Origin of the sequence: Psychromonas arctica DSM 14288, assembly GCF_000482725.1 — a bacterium.
Taxonomy (GTDB): Bacteria; Pseudomonadota; Gammaproteobacteria; order Enterobacterales; family Psychromonadaceae; genus Psychromonas; species Psychromonas arctica.
This window is the reverse complement of record NZ_KI519487.1, coordinates 40,131-60,767: the sequence shown is the minus strand read 5'-3', so window position 1 is coordinate 60,767 and position 20,637 is coordinate 40,131. Positions and strand designations below refer to the sequence as shown.

Below are 20,637 nucleotides of genomic sequence, written 5' to 3'. Positions count from 1 at the left end.
GGAAGCTAAGCTCCCCTATCCATTTGTTATTACTTTCTTAAACTTTCAGCCACTTGGCATGAAATACGTGCAACTTCGATAATTTCCTCAAAGCTAATTGGCGATGCCTTACCCTGTTGGATACTTCCAACAAACGCTTTCGAACAATCTTTTTGGCCTTTATCTTGACTAGATAATTTCATTTTTGAAAAACCTCTCCAGCCAAAGCCTGTTAGTTTTCTAAAATTATCAAGCTGTAATACAGCGTCGTTAGCAAACACTTCAATACGTTCTTTTGGAAATGCTTTACCACCATTAGCAAAATAATGAATAGTACCAATCGAACCGTCTTCAAAAGAGAGTGTAATACTTGATTTATCTTCACGAATTGCAATACCGGGGGTATCACCTAAACACATTGCATTAAAACCAGTAATTTTAGCACCTGCTAAATGACGCATTAGATCAATGTAGTGGCAAGCTTCACCAATAATGCGTCCACCACCAACACTTGAATCTTGAGTCCAATGATCAGCAGGAATATCACCAGCATTCATAGTCATAATAAATGTTTTAGGACCTTTAACGGATGACAATAATTCTTTCATTTTGACTACATGTGGAGCAAAACGACGATTATAGCCCACCATCACTTTAGGCTTAGTTTTACTTTCATTATATGCAGCTTCAATTCCATCAATTTCAGATTCAATGAGCGCTAAGGGCTTTTCAACAAACACATGTTTTTCATTTTTCAAAGCAGCAATAGTTTGCTGCGCGTGTAAATTATGTTGAGTTGCGATAACAACGGTATTGATTGATGTATCAGTTATAACTTGGTCAAAATCTGTAGAGGCTTTTACAAAACCTTGCTTATCACCATGGTGAACAGCACTAACACCACCACTTGTCACAACAGTATCTAAAGAAGCACCAGCACCTTTAAACGCAGGCATTAATACACGAGAGGCATAATTGCCAGCACCAATAAAGGCACATACGGCATCTGTTGCTTTATATTCGATTGTAGAAACTAAATTAACAGTGCGACCTGTCAACTCAACTTCGTTAGTATTTGGATAGTCTAAAACAATACCCAATGAAGATTTATCATCTAAACACTTATAAGCATCAAGAGCATCATCAATAGCAAAACGATGTGTAATAAGTGGTTTAATATCTAACGCACCTGTTGCCATCATGTCTAACACCGCTTCAAAATTACGCTGTTCTGTCCAGCGAACAAAACCGACAGGGTAATCATTACCTTTATCTTCATATTCTGTGTCGTAACGCCCAGGTCCATAAGAACACGAAACCTGAAAAGTTAATTCTTTTGCAAAAAAATCTGCACGTGAAATTTCTTGACCAATAACGCCAACTAAAACTATACGACCACGTTGACGACACATAGTAGCAGCTTGACTTAAAGGTTCACTGCTTTTGGTAGAAGCAGTAATAAGAACTGCATCAACACCGCGTCCACGAGAAAATGCTTCAGCGACTTTAATCGGGTCTTCACCTTTAGAAAGGTCAACCGTTTCAGCACCTAGCTTTCTAGCCAACTCACATTTAGCAGAATCAAAATCTAAACCTAAAACACGGCACCCATTAGCACGTAATAATTGAACAGTAATTAAACCAATCAAGCCTAAACCAGTAACTACAATACACTCACCTAATGTTGGATTAATTAATCGGACACCTTGTAAACCAATAGCTCCGAGAACAGTAAAAGCGGCAGATTCATCGTCTACGCTATCTGGAACTTTTGCACATAAATTTTTAGGAACACGAACTACTTCAGCATGATTACCATTAGATACAACACGAGTTCCAACATCAACCCCTGTACCGCCATTATCAATGACAGTACCAACATTGCAGTACCCGAGTGGTAATGGTTGGTCTAACTTAGACTTGACGGCATCAATAGTTGGTATAAGTCCATCAGTTTTAATTTTTCCTAAAACCATTTTAACTTTATCAGGCTGCTGACGTGCTTTATCAATAAAATTGGCCTTACCAAAGTCAATTAACATTCGTTCAGTACCCGCTGAAACTAATGTTTTAGACGTCGAAATTAAAAGGTGGTTATTTTTGACTTGTGGGCAAGGAACTTCGACAAGCGAAGTTTCGCCATTTGAAATATTTTGTAATACTTGTTTCATTATAGTTCTCTATTTGAAATTAACGAATACGGGCTTTAATTTTTTTAAACAAATCAAAATAAGCTTCGACTTTTTCAGTTGGTGATGGATATTTATCCAGTAACTGTTTGGACTCTACTTTAAAATCACAAAAGCTATAAACCCCATTCAAAATTTTAATGATTTTTTGCGCTACGGCCCTGTATTCAAAAGAATTCACATATAATGCAGCATCACCACAGATGTCTCTAGCAAAAGGCTTATCATTAAGTAACAGAACCTTTTGGGCTAACATTGATTCAAGATAAATAGCACTAAAAGTTTCTAAGTTTGATGCGGAATAGACCATAGATACTTCTGAGTATAACTTTGGCAAATTACAAACCTGTTGGGGGCCAACATTAATAATCATTTTATCGACCCCTAACACTTTTGCCGCTTCCATTATTGGAATGAAGTCACCTTCGTTAAGTGTTAGAATAAAATTAACATCTATACATCCAAGTTCAACAAGCGAATTAGCAACAAATGGCAAAGATTCAAGATTTTTGTGCTTATAATAAGATGATAAACAAAGAACTTTGAATTTAGAACTAGAAATAATTTTTTCTCCATAATTGGAATCTGAATTATTTAAGAAACTTACGGGGTAGGCGTTAGGAATAATAAAGCAATTATCCCTTGGAACTTTTAATCTTTTTACAGCACCTTTTAGTGCGATATTAGTTTCAAAGATAAAATAATCAGCTCTCCGTAAATAAAAACCGATATATACATATTTAAGCATTTTAATTATTTTTGTTAAATTTTTATCAAAAACTATATTGAAATCTTTAAGAGTTGAGTGTGTTACCCAACCATTAGCAAAACCGGTAATATGGGGAGAATACTTATACTTAACATATGTAGGGCCAAAAACTGTAAATGTAATATCCGGCCTAAATGATTCCTCTATTGATAACAATAACTTCCTTGTCATCTTACTATTTGCTGGGCTATCACTAATAACGATATAATCCTTCAAGGTTGCCACTTTACTAATCTGGGCAAAAAGGTCTTTATGTAAAATATATTTAATTTCAAAACCTTTAAGTTTCTCAGCCCCTACTATAAAAGTTAAAGCGACTTGCAAAGCCCCACCTGAATATATATTGGAAGCATCTAATAAAATTTTCATGTTAAAACCCAGTTATGTTTAGCTTTTACTTGGTAAATGTATTTTCTCTGTGCAGTCGTCACATAATCTTAAATCAGAGATTGTATCAATTTGGAATAATTAATATCCCAATCGTAATTTTTGGAAAGAATGTCTTTCACATCAAGCAAATCAAAGGATGTTGATTCAGCAGTAGAAACTAAATTTAAAATTTTTATAGCTTCTTCTAGATTATCAAAACACAGATAATGTTTCTCGTTTGAGAATTCCTGCAAAGTTTGAAAGTTATGCTGTAGACCAATAACAGGGACTTCATATGACCACGATTCGAGAACCTTATTTAGAATACCGCATGTTTTTCTAACAGTAGTTAATGAAATATCGATTTTACTGTAATATTCGCTAAGCGAATTGACTTCACCTAAACATCTAACATTATTATAAGTTTCTAGCTCACTTTTATAGCCCCCCAAATTTCTACCAGCAATTAATATTTCAAATCTATTTTGAATATTGACTGGTAAGCGACTCCAAATTTTATCCAAAAACCAATTGATATCTTTAAAAGCGCCATCAGAAAAGCTAGATATAAAACCTAATGTAACTTTCTCATGTCTACTATTATCTTTGTTATAAAAAGTTGGAATATCAACACCATTTTTTACTACTAGTACTTTCTCTGGACAGTTATATTTATTAATTAAGTACCTTTTATCTACTTCACTCACTACTATTACTTGTTTAAACTCAGAAAGTATTCTCGATTCCCAAAATGAATAATAGATATACAATAAGGTTAACTTAAATATGTCAGTCAGATTGACTTTATATTTTAAAGAATGACAAATTACGCTTTTATATGCTAAAGAAGGTGAGTCTATAATAAAAGCTGATTCATAATTATTGCTTATTTTACTTTTTAAAACTTTAACGCAACAAGAAATAGATATAGGTATATATATCGAATCTGCAGTCTTTATTTCTTTTACAATTTCAACATAAGACCCTTTTTTCTCCATCGCCTGTTTAAGCTTTTTTTCAATAATTTCTATCCCATAAGGGCTATAGGTTGGAGATAATAATTCAATACTTTTCATTTAATACCTAATAAGTTTAACTTTCGACAATAACTGACCAATGCAATTTAAAATTGAAACCACAATTACTCAGCATTGATTTTTTTATAAATATTAAAATATTGCAATGCGACCTCATCCCAATTATATCGTTTAGATAAAGTTGGCTTTAAGGTTATTTCGCCACTTAAAAATGTTTCCATAGCTTTAAATATAATTGGTCCATCTCCGACAACTCCATCGTAATACTGTGAAATCACTTGCTGAGCGATCCCTACATTTGTAGTAAAAACTGGGATTCCTAAAGCTAATGGTTCAATAATATTATGCCCAAATGTTTCATTTTTTGACATAACTAACGCAGCATCTGCATTTTTAAGATATGCACCTATGACTCCCCTATCAACCCTCCCTGTAAAAATAACATTATCAGCAATATTTAAATAATTAGCTTGCTTAGATGCACATAATAACTTACTTCCATCCCCCATAAGAACAAGATAGGTGTTTTTCTTATTTTTAAAAGTGTCAGCAAATAATCTTAAAATTTGATCATGCCTCTTATGAGGATGAAATTGAGCCAAATAAAATATATATTTATTATCACAGGAAAAAGTGTGCGTTTTATTTGTTATTATATTATTAACTCTTTCAACCATATCAGAGCTCTCTCCTTCCAAGCCTGTAAAATCAACTCCTAATGGAGCAATTACAGTATTATCGCTATTATTAAACGGTATATACTTAAAGAAATCATCTCTTGCACTTATGCTACAAAAATGCCAGTAATCAATCAACATTTTATATTTGGTATATAAAGCTAAAGCATAGATATTTTTATACCACTTACCATTTCGATACGCATGTACAGTTAACAATATTTTACTATTTAATGATTCCTTTTCTTTCCTTACCATTTCAACTTGCTTTATTCCTTGGCAATGAATAACACACCCCTGATACTCTTTCCTATTCTTTAAAAAGAAATCAGCTAAAGAAAACTTTTCAATATTGAACTGTTCAACATTATGGTTATTTAAACGCTCAAATAATCCTTTATTTTGCTCAATACCATTGTGAATAAGCAAAATATCGACACCACGTTTTTGATATGCTAAAGCCAATTCAGTAAGGTGGTATGTAAGGCCAATCCCTGCGCTATATGCGAAAAAAACTATTTTCATTTAATTTCCTACAATTTATTTTAATAAGGTTGACTTATACAGGCTTAAATTTAGATCGCTCTTTATTAAATAAATAAAAAATATACTCCAAAAAACAAGAGCAAACTAATGTGATAAATATTCTATACAGAGAGGAATCAAACGCCCCTGACATCATAGTATTCATCACTTCAAATACTAATATACCACGTAAAGCATATGAAAAATGGGGGTACAAAGAGGTTAAGCCCCATAGAAATTGATAACAAAATAAAATGCAAATAACCCCTAAAAACAAAAAGCTTTCAGGAATAAATAAATACAAAGCCCCTAACAATGAAGGGCTTGACGCATGCCCCATATTTTCGATATTAAGTATATGTCGAGTATAATAATTGGTAACTGAACCTGCATTTATGATGCCGTCAATATTAAACTGACTATACTCAGATAGTTCAATAACCCCTATAAATTGTGTGAAACCAAGCAACCGGTCAAATAGACGCAAGAAAGTGTGCGAAAATAAATCTATAAAATTCCCACTACCAACAGAACTAAAACTCAAACCCAATGTAGATAAACGATACACTTCAATTAATGGCCACATTGCCATAGATAAGAGAAATAAAAGAACAATAAGCGTTTTATTTAATGAAATTTTTCTTGTTTCAACCATTAAGTAAACGCAAACAAATTGTAATACAAAAACGAACAGAGGACCTTTCGTTGTTCGAACATAAATCTCAGTAAGAGCCAAAAACAAAAATATAAATATTGAACTATTGAATAGTTTTTTATCACCACTTGAAATAGCATTTGATATAAAACATAAAATAATTAATGGAATCGCAATTGTTCTAGAATAAAACAGCACCCCAGATAGGCCATAAGGTAACGAAACAGCTTCCCCCCCCATCACCGCAACCCCTAAATTTTTCATTATAATGCTAGAAAAGAGGATATATAAAAAAATCCATACAGAAAGCCAAGTTGAGAATTTTTTTGTAATGGGTTTACGCTCAACAACATTCCTATTATTTGTAAAGTAGTTAATGGCAATAGCGCATAGAACAAATGAAAAGTTGACAGCAATAAGTTGAAAAACACCTGTCGCAATACTGTCTTCTTGAACAACTATATTTAATGTAGTTACGTAATAGGCCACATCAAAACCAATTATAGACATTGCAAAGGCTTTTAAAACATACAACACCACAAATAATGTGTACATGAAGTAAAAAAGAAAAGTATTAATATTGAACGCAAGTAATTGTGAGATAAAATAAATTGATATAATTGTAGTTAAACTTAAAACCAATAACTCCAAGGTTATAGAATAATCACTAAAAAAGTACTGAGCTACAGAGGTAACTAGAGTGAACATACCAAGTAGAATAAGGCATACTTTCATTTTATTAATTAACATTATGTTCTCAATACACTAGCTAATGCTTTTTTATACAAAAGGACCAGTGTTGTAATATACATTAAGCCGTAAATGATTATTGAATACACAAAATGAATGTTTGTATAGTTATTAAAGCATTCAAGGATAATAATCATAAAGGTTGATTGAATCAAAACTTTAAACATAAACTTAGGAAGCAATAACTCTGAAATTTTGATATCAGAAATACTTTTTATATATACTAAATTTCGTAAATTAAATACAAACCAGCCAAACAAGTAAATTAATGCTATTAATATCGGGTTGTCAACTGATAAAAAATAAAACAATAATGCACACACGGAAACACTAAGTAAAGCCAACACAGACGATTTAAAAATCAAATCACTCCTTTCCTCTAACCTAAGTATTACTTGCAATGGTGAATACCTTATAATGCCAACAAAAGAGTAAATCATAAAAACCACTGAGTAATCGGAGTATCTATCTCCAAACAGTAAATTTACAATTTCTTTGCTATACGTCATTAAAAAAAGAGACATAGGTATTATAACTAAAATTGAAAGTTTTATTTTATCACCCCATATTTCATTATAAAAACTAGTTTTATTTAGACAATATCTTTGCTGGCCATCACTTACAACTGAAACACCAATTGATGATAAAATAATTCCAATCAATGGATTCTCGAAACAAACAACACTATATCGTCCAAATGCACTAGTGGTAAGGAATAAAGTGGCATAAATTTTATCAACTTTTTGATAAATACTTTCTACAAAAATTGACATTGAAAGTTTCCAAGAGTAACGAAATAAGTCATTGTTGATACGGTGTGCTCTTGAAATAAGAAAAAATATATTTTTCAAATTATTTACAATTAAACGCGCCCAAAAAGAAAGCATAACACTTAAAATTGAACCAATACCTAGTAAAACAATATATGTATCACTTCCAAAGCTCATTATAAATGAGACTAATAAACATGCTGTATTTATCCCCATAAAAACACAGATAAACTTAATGTATTCCTTACCTTTATGGTTAATAGCACATATTGACGGCGAAGATACAACTAATGAGTTAGCTAGAGTATAAAGAAATACACCTATCAGAGAGACATCATTTAATTCAGTCAGATTAAAAACAACCAAACTAGAAACTAAGCTCGACATAGTGATTGATATAAAAAACAAACTAAAACTAGTATTTTTTTCATCATCAGAAAGTTTGCTGTTAAATTTTATCAACCCAGAATGAAGCTGCAATGTTCCTAAAACTGAAAATATACCACTATATAACTGAACATTTTTTATTGTTGAGACTACATCAACGGGGAGCAACCTAGCCAATAAGATTAAATTAATTAAAGCAATTATAAAACTAAATGTAGCTCCCTGAATTAACTTCAATAACATTTATAGCTCTCTCTTTAAAAAGCAAGACCAGCTGCTAAATATACGTTCAATATGTTCTAGAGGGAAAACACTAGGCGCCGGATTAGAATCTGCACACTTAAATATTAAAAATATCAAAACAGAAAACTTCAGAACATCCCCCTCACTGTTATCTAACATTTCAAGAGGTAATTTTTTATATATTTCATTGGGATTATCTAAGTAAGACCATGGACTATTTTTATCTGTTCTAATAGAAAAACAATAATGAATTAAATCGTACCACTTAGGTCCCATCATGATTTTATCATAATCAATAAGAACTAAACCTTTTGTTTCAGAGAGCATTATATTTTCACGCCAAACATCCCCATGGCATACCTGATTGAATTCAATAAATTCATTTAATTTACTGAAGCTGTTATTGATAAAGCTAATATGCTTTTGTTTTAACGATGTATTATTTCTTATCGCAACTTTAAGCCTCATATTAAAATTTGGGAGCATATCTTTTGAACTGTCATCGAAAAAATAAAGACCATTAGTTAATAACGATTGAATGTCCTTGTATTCCAAATTAACATTAATTTTCTTATATTTGTCAAACTTTGCAACAATAAAGTTATCTCTACTATAAACTTTACAATATAAGTTTTTTTCCAAAACCTTTAAAATATTATTAATATCTAACAAATCTTTAAAGTAGTATTTAACAACTTGATCCTTGCGTACCGTAACATATGTTCCATTTACTTTATTAAGATGAGCAGATTCAAAGGTTATGTTGCTTTTTTTTATAGTCAAATAATATGGCACATATGCGGATTCAGTAATATGCGAGCGAAAAAATAAAAGTAAATTAACGATTAAATAATTTATTTTTAGAAGCATATACTCAATTAATTTATATTTTTTTATGTATATTGAACAATCTGCCCTCATCAGCACCATTAAATTATTCTTATTTCGCATTCCAAAACAGCCTTTCTATTTGAGCACTTACCTCGTGAATAGGTAGCTCAGTTGTACTAATTGTATATATAGTGCCCTTTGCTATTTTAATCTCATTTGATAACTTTTGATCCATTGCAATCATAGCCTCTAATGAGTGCTCTTTTTTCCGTTTCCAAATCTCCTTAACATCCCCAGATAGATGAATTATTACCGAAGGTGTAGGACTTATTTTTTCATTCATTGACTGTATAATTTTATATATAAATGAACCATTTGACACAGACTCAAAAGCAGGATGCCTATCAATTAATACGCAGTCATTTTTAACAAGCCCCCTATAAAAGAGTTCAATAGGAAAAAGAGCTTGGTAAAATAACCTTATTACTTTATTTCTTTTCTCACTTTTTATCCCATTTAAATACTCAAGAAGTTTAAGTTTATAGTTATTATGTCCCAAGTATAGCCTTCCAACATCACCTCCTTTTTCACTTATCGCATTGAAGAGCAGATCTATATATGTTCCTTTCCCAACTCCATCAACACCAACAAAAAGTATATAACTCTTAGTTCTTTCAAGTCCTAATAGTGAGCAGATTTTTCTAAATATAGAATAAGTAACCCTTTTTTTATTATAATGTTGACTTGAATTATTTACAGCAGCTAAGTCTAAACTACATAAATTATTCAGCAACCGATCTAATTTAGCCTGTTTTTGCTCTCCACCGACCAGCTTTACTTTAAATTTGTAGTAACTTACAAATGTAACGTCAGAGAGGTAAATCCCGCCATTTATTAATTTAGTTTTCACTTCTTCTTGATAATAGTAATTATTTTTACCTATTCTAACTATTAAATTCCTCATGAAATCTAACTGAACAACACAACCTCTTATAATTTTTTCGAAGAAATATCTTTCATTCACATCATAAAATGTTTCTATTACTTTCCAATCATTTAATATTAATAAGGTGGTTACGTGCTGGATATCACCAGTTAAAAGTAGATCAATATCTCCTCCTTCTTTTAGATCTTCATCTATATTTTTATTAAAAAAAACAAATGCATTGGTTTTTTTTTGTACAAAAAGTAATTCTTCAATCACTTCTGCAAAGCGAGAACTTGTTTTATTCATATCGAGAAATCCCTCGAGACTTTTATGAGGTTAAATTGAAGTTTAAACATGAGTACGCCAGATACCTTTAGTATCAATAATCAAACCGGATGAGGGAATAATATCTTTAAACTGACTATGGTCCACAAGAAGGATATGTATATCGGCAGTATCTAAAGCCTCATCCAGTGAGGACAACTGCAGCCCTCCTCGAATAAACTCATGCACATTGGGTTCTACTACTAAGACACTTCCTGAGTGCATTTTTCCAATGGAATCTGCGATATTAAGTGCCGGGCTTTCACGCAGATCATCAATATCAGCTTTAAATGCCACCCCGTAGCAAGCGATCGTAATATCCTTGACCGTTTTATTTGAATTTTGTTGTAAAAAATCAGCAACAGCTAACTTTACTTTATTTATAACCCACGTGGGTTTAGCATCATTTACTTTACGAGCAGTATGTATCAATTGTGCTTCTTCAGGTGTTTTAGAAACAATAAACCATGGATCAACAGCAATACAATGACCACCGACACCAGGGCCTGGTTGTAAAATATTAATTCTTGGATGTCGATTTGCTAGCGAAATTAACTCCCAAACATCAATATCTAGTTTGTCACAAATTATCGACAATTCATTCGCAAATGCAATTTGTACATCTCGGCAACTATTTTCTGTTAATTTTGCCATTTCTGCAGTACGAGCATTGGTAATAACACAATCACCTAAAACAAATTTTTTGTACAGTTCTATTGAACGCTCTGAACAACGCGATGAAATACCACCAATCACACGATCATTTTCTACAAGCTCCCGTACAACATGACCAGGCAACACACGTTCAGGACAATGCGCGACATTAATATCAGCACGTTCACCAGCAGTCTGTGGAAATGTCAAATCAGGTCTAGCTTCAGCCAACCATTCAGCCATCTGCTCTGTTGCACCAACTGGTGATGTGGACTCTAATATGACTAAATCACCTTTTTTCAAAACAGGTGCAATTGCTTTACTTGCAGCTTCAATATATTTTAAATCGGGTTCTGGGATTTCACCTTCAGTACAAGTTTTGAAAGGGGTTGGCACTGCAATTAAAAAGGCATCAGCAGGCTCTGGTGTTAACACTGCTTTTAAGTAACCTTCTGTTACAGCGGCTTGTACAAGCATGTCCAAATCAGGCTCAACAATGTGAATTTTGCCTTGATTAATCGTATCAACTGCATGTTGATTAACATCAACTCCAATTACATTGATCTTTCTAGAAGCAAACATAGCTGCTGTTGGTAAGCCAATGTAACCAAGACCTATGACTGAAATAGTTTTAAATGACATTTTATTTTCCACTTTAATATTTAAATTCTATTGAGCTAATTTTTCTAATATTTTATGGCAAGCTTGCCCGTCACCATAAGGATTATGAGCAAAGCTCATCTCTTTGTACGCATCTTCGTTTGTTAATAAATCATTTAAATTACTAACAATAATATCTACATCTGTACCAACTAATTTTACTGTTCCAGCTGCTACAGCTTCGGGACGCTCTGTTGTATCTCGCATCACTAATACTGGTTTCCCTATAGATGGGGCTTCTTCTTGAATTCCACCAGAGTCGGTAATAATGATATGCGAGCGAGTCATCAAGTAAATAAATGGAAGATACTGCTGAGGTTCAATTAGATAAATATTTTCTATTCCCGCTAAAATACGATTAACAGGCTCTCGCACATTAGGATTTAGGTGCATTGGATATAATATTTGAGTATCCGGGTGTGCTTTAGCCGTGATTGCAAGTGATTCACAAATACGTTCAAAACCTCCACCAAAGCTTTCACGGCGGTGACCAGTTACTAATATTAGTTTTTTGGATTCATCTAGAAAAGGAAATTGACTTGCCAAGTCTTTATTTAATTCTGAATCAGTGTCTATCTTATTTTTAACCATTAATAATGCATCGATTACTGTATTACCAGTTACTGAGATAGTCTTTTCATCAAAGTTTTCTTTTAGTAAGTTTTCTTTAGATGTTTCTGTTGGTGCAAAGTGGTATTTAGTTAACGTCCCTGTTAAACGACGATTGCCCTCTTCAGGCCATGGCGAATAAATATTTCCCGTACGTAAACCAGCTTCAACATGTCCTACTGCTATTTGCTCATAATATGCAGCTAACGAGGCAGCAAATGTAGTAGCGGTATCGCCATGTACTAGAACCACATCAGGTTTAAACTCTTCTAAGATAGGTTTAAGGTTTAACAAAATTCTTGCGGTCACCTCATTAAGGGTTTGTCCTGCTTTCATTAAATCTAAATCATAATCTGGGGTGATCTCAAATAATTCTAACACCTGGTCTAACATTTCACGGTGCTGTGCGGTCACACAAATTTTGGCTTCAAAACGCTCATCTTTTGCTAATGCATGGACAAGTGGTGCCATTTTTATTGCTTCCGGGCGAGTACCAAAAACACTTAAAACTTTCTTTTTAGACATGAAAATACCGTTAATTATTATATAAAATCAGATGAGAGGCTGATAAATTTGAAATATCATTCTCAGTATTTAAATCACTACTGAGACACATTTTATTCGTTTTGAGACAGTTCGAAATTAACAAACCGCTACAAACACTGGGTTTTACTACATTTTCCAAAAGGGCCCGAATAGGTCCTTAAAAAAATTCCATAAACATCAGTTTTTAATAACGTAAAGCTCATCAAATAAAACTAAGCTTTGTCGCTTTTATAAGCGTAATTGTAATAACCATAGCCATAGGTGCTGCTAGCCTTTTTCTCAACGGCGTTGAGGATAAAGCCTTTCACTTCTATCCCTGCCATATCAAAACGATGTAATGCTACTTCTACTTCTTTGGCTGTACTTTTATCAAAGCGGCCTACCATTAAGGTTGTACCGGCTAATGCTCCGACAATACTTGGGTCTGTTACTGCTAACACAGGGGGAGTATCGATTAATACTAAGTCATATTGCTCAGAGGCAAACTTGATGAAGTCGCTAAAACGAGGATGCATTAATAACTCTGACGGGTTCGGTGGTACTTGTCCGCGCGTTATGATGTCTAGGTTATCAATACTGGTTTTTTTGATCACTTCATTAATTTGAAGTTTACCCGATAGCATCTCTGACAAACCATTCTCTAACGGCAATCCAAAATGACGTTGTAAATAACCTTTACGCATGTCCGCATCAACCACTAATACTTTTTGGCCTGTTTTAGCCACTACCGCTGCAAAGTTAGCGGATACAAATGATTTACCAATGCTAGGAGCAGGACCTGAGATCATCACTACGTTGTTCTTGGCCTCCATCATGGCAAAGTGCAAGCTGGTACGTAGGCCGCGTAATGCTTCAATTGAGAGATCTGCTGGGTTTGCCTCTGCTAATAAAATAGTTTGTGTGTTTTGCTTTCTATGGTGCTTATTGCCTTTACGTAATTTTATTAACTTACTATCTAACTTTTCCTGCCATACCGACTTAGGAATGCTGGCATAAACCGGTAAACCTAACGCTTCTACTTCTTCAGGGCTTTCAATACCTTTATGGAAGGCTGCTTTTAACAGCACAAATGCAACACTTAGCATGCCGCCTAATAACGTTGCTAACACAGCAATTAAAGGCTTTTTAGGTTTGATCGCGATATCAAACACTTGTGCTTCATCTAATATGCGAACATTACCGACAGTGCCTGCTTTTAATACACTTAATTCTTGTACTTTATTCAATAACTGAATATAGATTTGTTGGTTTACTTCCACATCACGTGTCATACGTAATACTTCGCGCTGTGTTTTTGGTAGTTTTCGAATACTGCTATCCAAGGTGTCTTTTTTAAGTAACAGGGTTTGACGCTTGTCTAACAATGAAATGTAGGCAGGATGATCTTTGGTGAAACGTTGACTGATATCTGCTTCTTTAAAGGTTAAATCATTTAACTGTTTCTCTAGTTCAACCATCACTTTTAGTGTTGACGCAGCTTCTAGGTTTAAATCAATCGATTCATTTTTTTGACGGAAGTCGTTTAATACATCTTCAGCTGAGTTCAACTCTTTTTTGATATTCGGTAGGTGTTGTTTTAAAAACACTAAGCTTTTTTCAGCTTCAGCGGAATTACGCTCAACATTTTGTAAGAAGTAATTTTGGCTAATATTGTTTAATATTTTGCCAATTAATAATTTTTTTTCACCTTCAAATGATAACGAGAGAATACCCGTTTGCTTGCCGCGTTCACTTACCGTTAAGTTTTGTTGTAACCATTGAATGCTCTTTAATTTACTACGCTTACTTAAGCTGAATCGCGCACCTTCAGCTGCACTTAACGCTTGTACAAACAAACGATAGCCGCCTTTTTCAAGTGGCTCCCCTACTTTACCCTCTGCAATCTGATTACCTTCGTCATCAAACAAAGAAAATAAACCTTGCACGGCATCATCAACGACTAATTCAATCGCCACTTCTGCTAGGTAATCTGGCACATCAAAACGACTAATGGTGATATTAGCTTGTTCGCCAGATAATCTTGCCAAGCCTTTACCAATAATAGGCGTATAGATAGGCGCAGCTTGAACCGTTAAATTAAGTTCATCGACTGTTTTTCCTAAAATCATACGTGATTTAATGATTTCAACTTCGGTTGTGGCCGATGATTCACTAGAGAAAAGGTCGCCCATATCGCCTACCATTGCAGACATACCAGAGCTTTTGGTTTCAACTTGTAATAGTGCATCGGCTTTGTAAACAGGCGTCGCCAATAAGGCATAGGCAACACCGCCGACAGCAAACAAAGTAGTAACAAAAAGTATCAGCCACTTACGATCTAATAACAGCCCTAACAGTTTACCGAGGTCGATCACGTCTGCATCGGATTGTTGATTTTTACTCTCTGCTTTTTGAGAATTACTTCTTTGATTTATCGTGTTGCTCATAATTTTTCTTATTATCTGCTGTAATTAGTACCCGTGAAGGTAGCTATGAAAATAGTGACTAAACATAAATGGCGACTGTTAACAATCAGTAACTTAGTAATGGTTAGCTTGGCAATGAGTTGCTTAAAGCGCATTAGCCAAGCTTTTTAGCCCAAGACATTGCACCTTCTTCAATCATTTTATAAGCATGTTCAAACGCTTCTTTACTTTGACGGTAAGGGTCTGGAATGTCTTCCTGCCCAACCCAACGGCTTAATAACATGGTTTTCCCACGCGCCTCAGGTGCAATATTGGTAACCGCTTCAACATGGCCTTGTTCCATTACTAATATCAAATCGTACTCATGACATAAATCTGCGGTTAATTGCTGCGCTTGATGGCCCTCAAGGCTAACACCGTGCTCTAATGCAACTTGACTTGCCATTGCATCAGCAGGTTTCCCCACTAAAGCACCCACACCAGCAGAAGCTACTTGTTTATTTTTTAATAAACTTTTAAGTAGAAACTCACCTGTAGGTGAACGACAAATATTCCCTACACATACAACCAATATCTTATCAAACATGCTTGGTTTTCTTCCCTATTGCTACTATTTTGTTTATCGTCAAATGTTTCATTATTGGAGCTGTCATTATTGCTAACTCTTTACTCACTAAGGCAGTGCTAACTCTATTTTTAGATACCGATAAAAAGCAAAGCCATTGACCGTTACCAGTTACGAACGCGTAACATACCTTCACTTAAATCATTAAATGCTGAAATAGTTGGTACTAGTTGTCGTATAACTCGGTTGTAACGTTCAATCGGCGCTGCAGTGACATAAACCACATCATAAGGTTGTAATTTAAAGTCAGTACCAATTACTAATGCTGCCGCATCACTAATGTTCAATTGGTAAATATTTGCCACTAAACGCTCAGGACGGCCGCTTTCAGTTGCGCTGACTTGACTAACGTTAATTTGCTCTGCATTTGTTTCAGCAACCGTGTTTGTTGAATTTAACTCATTTTGTTCATTAAACGCATCACGGCGTTGTTTTAAGAATGCTTCATTATTAGTATCACGCTCCGCACTACGAACTACAAAAATACCTGTTGCATCGGCTGAAAGTTCATTGATACCACCGACACGGCTTAATGCTTCGGTTAATGTCATACCATCACGATCAATTTTTAACATTTCAGGGTTTTTCACATCCCCTAGCACAAATATTTTTTGCGCATCGTTACGTGGAATATGGATAATATCGCCTTTAGCAATCAGACGATTTTGTGTTAAATCCCCTTTTTGCATCAACTTATACAACGAGACAACTTCTGACTGACCGTTTCTGGTTAAGTTCACATTACGCCAATCAGCAGTTGTAGTTAATCCACCGGCTAGGTTAATTGCATCTAGCAGCGTTAATGGAATATTAGTGATAGGTTGCTTACCAGGGTTAGTAATTTCACCGGTCACATAAGCTTGTTGTGAACGGAAAGCGGCGATATTTACATCCACTTGTGGTGTTTCAATGTATTTAGTCAAGCGTTTTGCAATATACCAACGAATTTGAACTACTGTCTTACCTGCCACTGGTATAAAACCGATGTAAGGGTAAAAAATACGTCCATCAGCGTGTACCCAATGCCCAGCTTCTTCTGCACTACGATACGAACCTGCTGGAATGGTTAATTCAGGGTGATCCCAAACCGTGATATTTAAGATATCGCCAACGCCGACTGTGTATTCGTATTCAGCGATTTGTTTGTCTAATTCACTATTTACTTTACTAACGTTGATGCCTTGGTCGCTACTTTTAGCATAAGCAGTCACAAACGAAGAGGTCAATGGATAGACATTAATTTGTTCTACTGGCATGTTTTGTTTTTGTTCATCACTTAAATTAGATTCATCAAATGTATTTTTATCACTTAATGAAAGAGAAGAGCCTGGGATTGTGCACCCGGAGAGTAGCAATACAAGGCAAATAGATAATGTACTTTTAGATTTATAAAACATGATTTATATTACTCTCAGTGATTGAATAGGAATGTGAATAACGCCATAGCTTGTTCAATGAGAGCTTGGTTGGGCACATCGTTTTTATTCACTTTGTTACCATTCCCTTGTATCCATTCACTGCCACCATCCTATGGTGCTGTTATGGTTTAACTCTCATTGCCTGTTCTATCAACGCAACATTTACATTTTTAGTTTTTAGTTTATTAGTTATTGTTTATTGTTTTGTCTTTTACTGTTTTTTATCGTGCCGTTTTCGTTTTATTTACCGCAACTCATTGGCAATTCAGACATAATGTATTGGGATTTAACTAAAATATCAATATCAATATATTATGTAATAAATAGTCAAAATTAATGCCTCAAATTCTGACTCACTGCTTACGTTAGTTATTTTACTTTAGCTTATTATTTTTCGTAACCAGCTATATTTATTGACATTTTATTTGTATTTCAAGATAACGTTTAACTAAATTATTAGTCTGGTAAATATATTTATGCGCAGGATACCGAAGCAGGTGGATTGATGCAAGTATCCATACTTTATTTACTTCTATTATTAAGTTTTTCTAACTCGTTTTATTGTTTCTATTTTTGCTGATAAAGCTTAACGAGTTTAATTAGCAAAAACAGATATCAAGTGAAAAATTCATGCTATTAGACTCAGGTTCAATTAGGTTTAGCTACAATTAGGTTTAGTTAAAGCTAGGTTTAGATGGAAATAATAAGTACCACTTGAATCGAGCAAAACGAGTTAAATAGAATACTTATTTTTCTGTAAATTAGCTTTAGATTGCTGTGAAGCCTATATTTTTAGCTTTAACTGCCTCACCTATTTCCCCTGCGTAATGGCATTATGTTGTCAATAAAAAAGGCAATAGTGGCTTATTAACACCACTTATTGCCTCTTTTTATCATCTAATTCATCACCTAATTAAAGACGGACTCAGTTATAGGTGAACGGTTAGGTGAATGCTAGTTTATTGCTCTTGAAATTTTATTTTAGCAATTCGTTGTTTTTCAGATGCTAAATAATCAGATAACTCTGCTTTGCTATTAAATACTTCCGCGATCACGCGTCTATTTTGTTGTGCACCAATGTCAGTGTTGTTGTCATATAATGGTGAACTCTCACCAAAACCTAATGCGCCAACTTGTGAGGATTTAACTCCTAACTTGATAAGCTCTGATCGCACTTTAGCAGCTCTTTTTGAAGATAGATCATAGTTATAAGGTGCCGTTGCAAATTTACTGGTATGCCCTTCTACTATTGCATAAAGATCATACTTTTTAAGGAAATCTGCAAATTCAGCAATTTCCTTTCTTTCACCACCATTCATATAAACCGTTGAATCATTTTTAAACTCAACATTTAAATCGGCAACCATAATACAGTCGTCAGCAGCATAAGCTGTACTCATTAAGCCTAAACCTAGCACTGAAGATACCATTAATGTTTTTAACTTTTCCATTGTTAACTCCTTCCTTTGTTTAAAAATTATTCTAACCATATCATAAAATTAGCAAGCAATTGAGAAGGAAGCTATTCTTTTGTGGTAAAATATTGACAAACACAACGAAAAGGAAATCAAATGACTAAATATTTTAGAATTTCATCCGCTGCTGCGGTAGTGATGTTAGCTGTGACAGGATGTACTACAACTAACAGTTCAGATGAAGCCTTGATGATGAAAAATCAAGAAATTCAATCGCTGACTGAGCAACTTCAGTCAAAAAATAATACGATTGCCACCTTAAACTCACAAGCAACGGCACCACAAGCACAATTAAATGATAAAGATGCGGTACAAAACTCTTTAGTGCCTCTGCATGCTAAAGCCGGCGAGTGTTATGCGAAGGTTTTAGTACCTGCGAAATATGAAACGAGACCGATTGAACGCTTAATTAAAGAAGTGCAATCACAAATTCAAATTACACCAGCCACCTATAAAGTTGTTGAACAAAAAATAACTATTCGCGAAGCAAGTTCAAGATTAGTGCCTGTTGAAGCCACTTATAAAACCTTTGCAGAGCAAGTATTGGTTCAACCTGAAAAAACTAAATTAGTACCTGTTCCTGCTGCTTATAAAACAGTCACTGAACGTGTGATGGTTGAGCCAGAAAAAACAAGCCTAGTGGCAGTGCCTGCTGTTTATAAAATGGTTTCTGAAAGGATCATGGTTGCGCCTGAAAAAACAGCATTAGTTACTCAACCAGCAACCTATAAAACAACGTCTGAAAGGATTATGGTTGAACCTGAAAAAACAGCATTAGTCACCGTCCCAGCCACTTATAAAACAGTGTCAACGCAAGTGTTAGTTTCGCCTGCTTATACCGCGTGGAAAAAAGGCCGTGGCGAGATCGAAAAAGTAGATAACTCAACGGGTGATATCATGTGTTTAATTGAGTTCCCAGCAGTCTACAAAACAGTTACAACTAAAGTATTAGATAAAGACGCTTATACTAAACAAGTTGTTACTCCTGCTGTTTACAAAACGGTTAAAACACGTGCTTTAGATAATGCGCCAACGTCTAAAGAAGTTAAAACAGCTGCGACATATAAAACGGTATCTAGACAGGAACTCGTCACGCCAACAACAACAAAAGAAGTTAAAACGCCTGCAGTTTATGAAACGATCACTAAGAAAGAGTTAGTCACGCCAGCAACAACAAAAACGGTTACTACACCTGCTATCTATGGTTCTGTTACTAAAACCGCTTTAGCAACTGCAGCAACAACACGAGAAGTTGCTATTCCAGCATTATGTAAAATGGTTAAAACACGTGTTTTAGATACACCAGCGACTGAGAAGAAAATTTCTATTCCAGCGGTTTACGATACTTATGACACAACCGTTAAAGTGGCTGAACCGTACTTAAAATGGCAAGAAATATTGTGTGAAACGAACACCACACCGGATGTTGTCACAAAACTACAACGAGCACTACAAGGTGAGAAATATAAAATTTCAAGCATTGATGGTGTTTACGGTCCAGAAACCAGTGCGGCGGTTAATGCTTATCAGAAAGATAAGAACCTGAACCAAGGTGCTTTAACCCTTAAAACTTTAGAATCTTTAGGATTATAATTTTTAAGTTGTGCTTTTAGCTAAGCACTCAAGCTTGCTTTTAAGCTAGAGGTTTTTAAGTTAGAAGCTTGAAGCTTGAATACATTAAGGCTTTATTTCAGTTTACTGGAGTAAGGCCTTTTTTTATGTCTGTTGTATTAATGAGTTTGCTTTAGATGGAGTTGATTTGAATTAAGGTTGATTTGAGGTTGTTTGGTATTTAGCTCGTCTTTGCTCGTC

Annotated in this window: 15 protein-coding genes; 1 reads left to right on the top strand and 14 read right to left on the bottom strand. The window is 34.4% G+C overall.

Features of this window, described 5'->3' with window-relative positions; all coding sequences use genetic code 11:
- Positions 1–29 precede the first annotated feature (29 nt).
- The 14 genes from H592_RS0120075 to H592_RS23450 form a co-directional block, all read right to left on the bottom strand.
- Positions 30–2,150, bottom strand: coding sequence for a bi-domain-containing oxidoreductase (locus tag H592_RS0120075; protein WP_028870338.1), 2,121 nt, complete (start codon positions 2,148–2,150; stop codon positions 30–32).
- A gap of 19 nt (positions 2,151–2,169) precedes the next feature.
- Positions 2,170–3,306: a glycosyltransferase family protein gene (locus H592_RS0120070; protein WP_028870337.1), complete on the bottom strand. Its 1,137-nt coding sequence runs from the start codon at positions 3,304–3,306 to the stop codon at positions 2,170–2,172.
- Between the two features lie 68 nt (positions 3,307–3,374).
- The gene (locus H592_RS0120065; protein ID WP_028870336.1) at positions 3,375–4,382 is read right to left on the bottom strand and encodes a glycosyltransferase family 4 protein; all 1,008 of its coding nucleotides are present in this window, start codon (positions 4,380–4,382) and stop codon (positions 3,375–3,377) included.
- A gap of 65 nt (positions 4,383–4,447) precedes the next feature.
- Positions 4,448–5,545, bottom strand: coding sequence for a glycosyltransferase (locus tag H592_RS0120060; RefSeq protein ID WP_028870335.1), 1,098 nt, complete (start codon positions 5,543–5,545; stop codon positions 4,448–4,450).
- A 34-nt stretch (positions 5,546–5,579) separates the two neighbouring features.
- Positions 5,580–6,950: a hypothetical protein gene (locus H592_RS0120055; RefSeq protein WP_028870334.1), complete on the bottom strand. Its 1,371-nt coding sequence runs from the start codon at positions 6,948–6,950 to the stop codon at positions 5,580–5,582.
- Positions 6,950–8,350 carry an oligosaccharide flippase family protein gene (locus H592_RS0120050; RefSeq protein ID WP_028870333.1) on the bottom strand — a complete coding sequence of 467 codons (1,401 nt, stop codon included), beginning with the start codon at positions 8,348–8,350 and terminating at the stop codon, positions 6,950–6,952. The genes H592_RS0120055 and H592_RS0120050 overlap by 1 nt, the downstream gene beginning before the upstream one ends.
- The gene (locus H592_RS0120045; protein ID WP_028870332.1) at positions 8,351–9,301 is read right to left on the bottom strand and encodes a phosphotransferase; all 951 of its coding nucleotides are present in this window, start codon (positions 9,299–9,301) and stop codon (positions 8,351–8,353) included.
- Positions 9,291–10,415, bottom strand: coding sequence for a nucleoside/nucleotide kinase family protein (locus H592_RS0120040; RefSeq protein ID WP_028870331.1), 1,125 nt, complete (start codon positions 10,413–10,415; stop codon positions 9,291–9,293). Before H592_RS0120040 ends, H592_RS0120045 begins: the two co-directional genes overlap by 11 nt.
- A 42-nt stretch (positions 10,416–10,457) precedes the next feature.
- Entirely contained in the window at positions 10,458–11,729 is a 1,272-nt protein-coding gene (gene wecC, locus H592_RS0120035; RefSeq protein WP_028870330.1) for a UDP-N-acetyl-D-mannosamine dehydrogenase, read from the bottom strand.
- A gap of 27 nt (positions 11,730–11,756) precedes the next feature.
- Entirely contained in the window at positions 11,757–12,881 is a 1,125-nt protein-coding gene (gene wecB, locus H592_RS0120030; protein ID WP_028870329.1) for a non-hydrolyzing UDP-N-acetylglucosamine 2-epimerase, read from the bottom strand.
- Between the two features lie 233 nt (positions 12,882–13,114).
- The gene (locus H592_RS0120025; protein WP_245600460.1) at positions 13,115–15,328 is read right to left on the bottom strand and encodes a polysaccharide biosynthesis tyrosine autokinase; all 2,214 of its coding nucleotides are present in this window, start codon (positions 15,326–15,328) and stop codon (positions 13,115–13,117) included.
- Between the two features lie 133 nt (positions 15,329–15,461).
- Complete coding sequence (locus H592_RS0120020) at positions 15,462–15,893, bottom strand: low molecular weight protein-tyrosine-phosphatase (protein ID WP_028870327.1); 432 nt, start codon at positions 15,891–15,893, stop codon at positions 15,462–15,464.
- Between the two features lie 143 nt (positions 15,894–16,036).
- Complete coding sequence (locus tag H592_RS0120015; protein WP_028870326.1) at positions 16,037–17,329, bottom strand: polysaccharide export protein; 1,293 nt, start codon at positions 17,327–17,329, stop codon at positions 16,037–16,039.
- A 980-nt stretch (positions 17,330–18,309) separates the two neighbouring features.
- Complete coding sequence (locus H592_RS23450; RefSeq protein ID WP_051369288.1) at positions 18,310–18,801, bottom strand: OmpA family protein; 492 nt, start codon at positions 18,799–18,801, stop codon at positions 18,310–18,312.
- A gap of 120 nt (positions 18,802–18,921) precedes the next feature.
- On the opposite strand from H592_RS23450, the gene H592_RS0120005 reads away from it, so the two are divergent.
- Positions 18,922–20,418, top strand: coding sequence for a peptidoglycan-binding domain-containing protein (locus tag H592_RS0120005; RefSeq protein ID WP_028870325.1), 1,497 nt, complete (start codon positions 18,922–18,924; stop codon positions 20,416–20,418).
- The last annotated feature ends 219 nt before the right edge of the window (positions 20,419–20,637 follow it).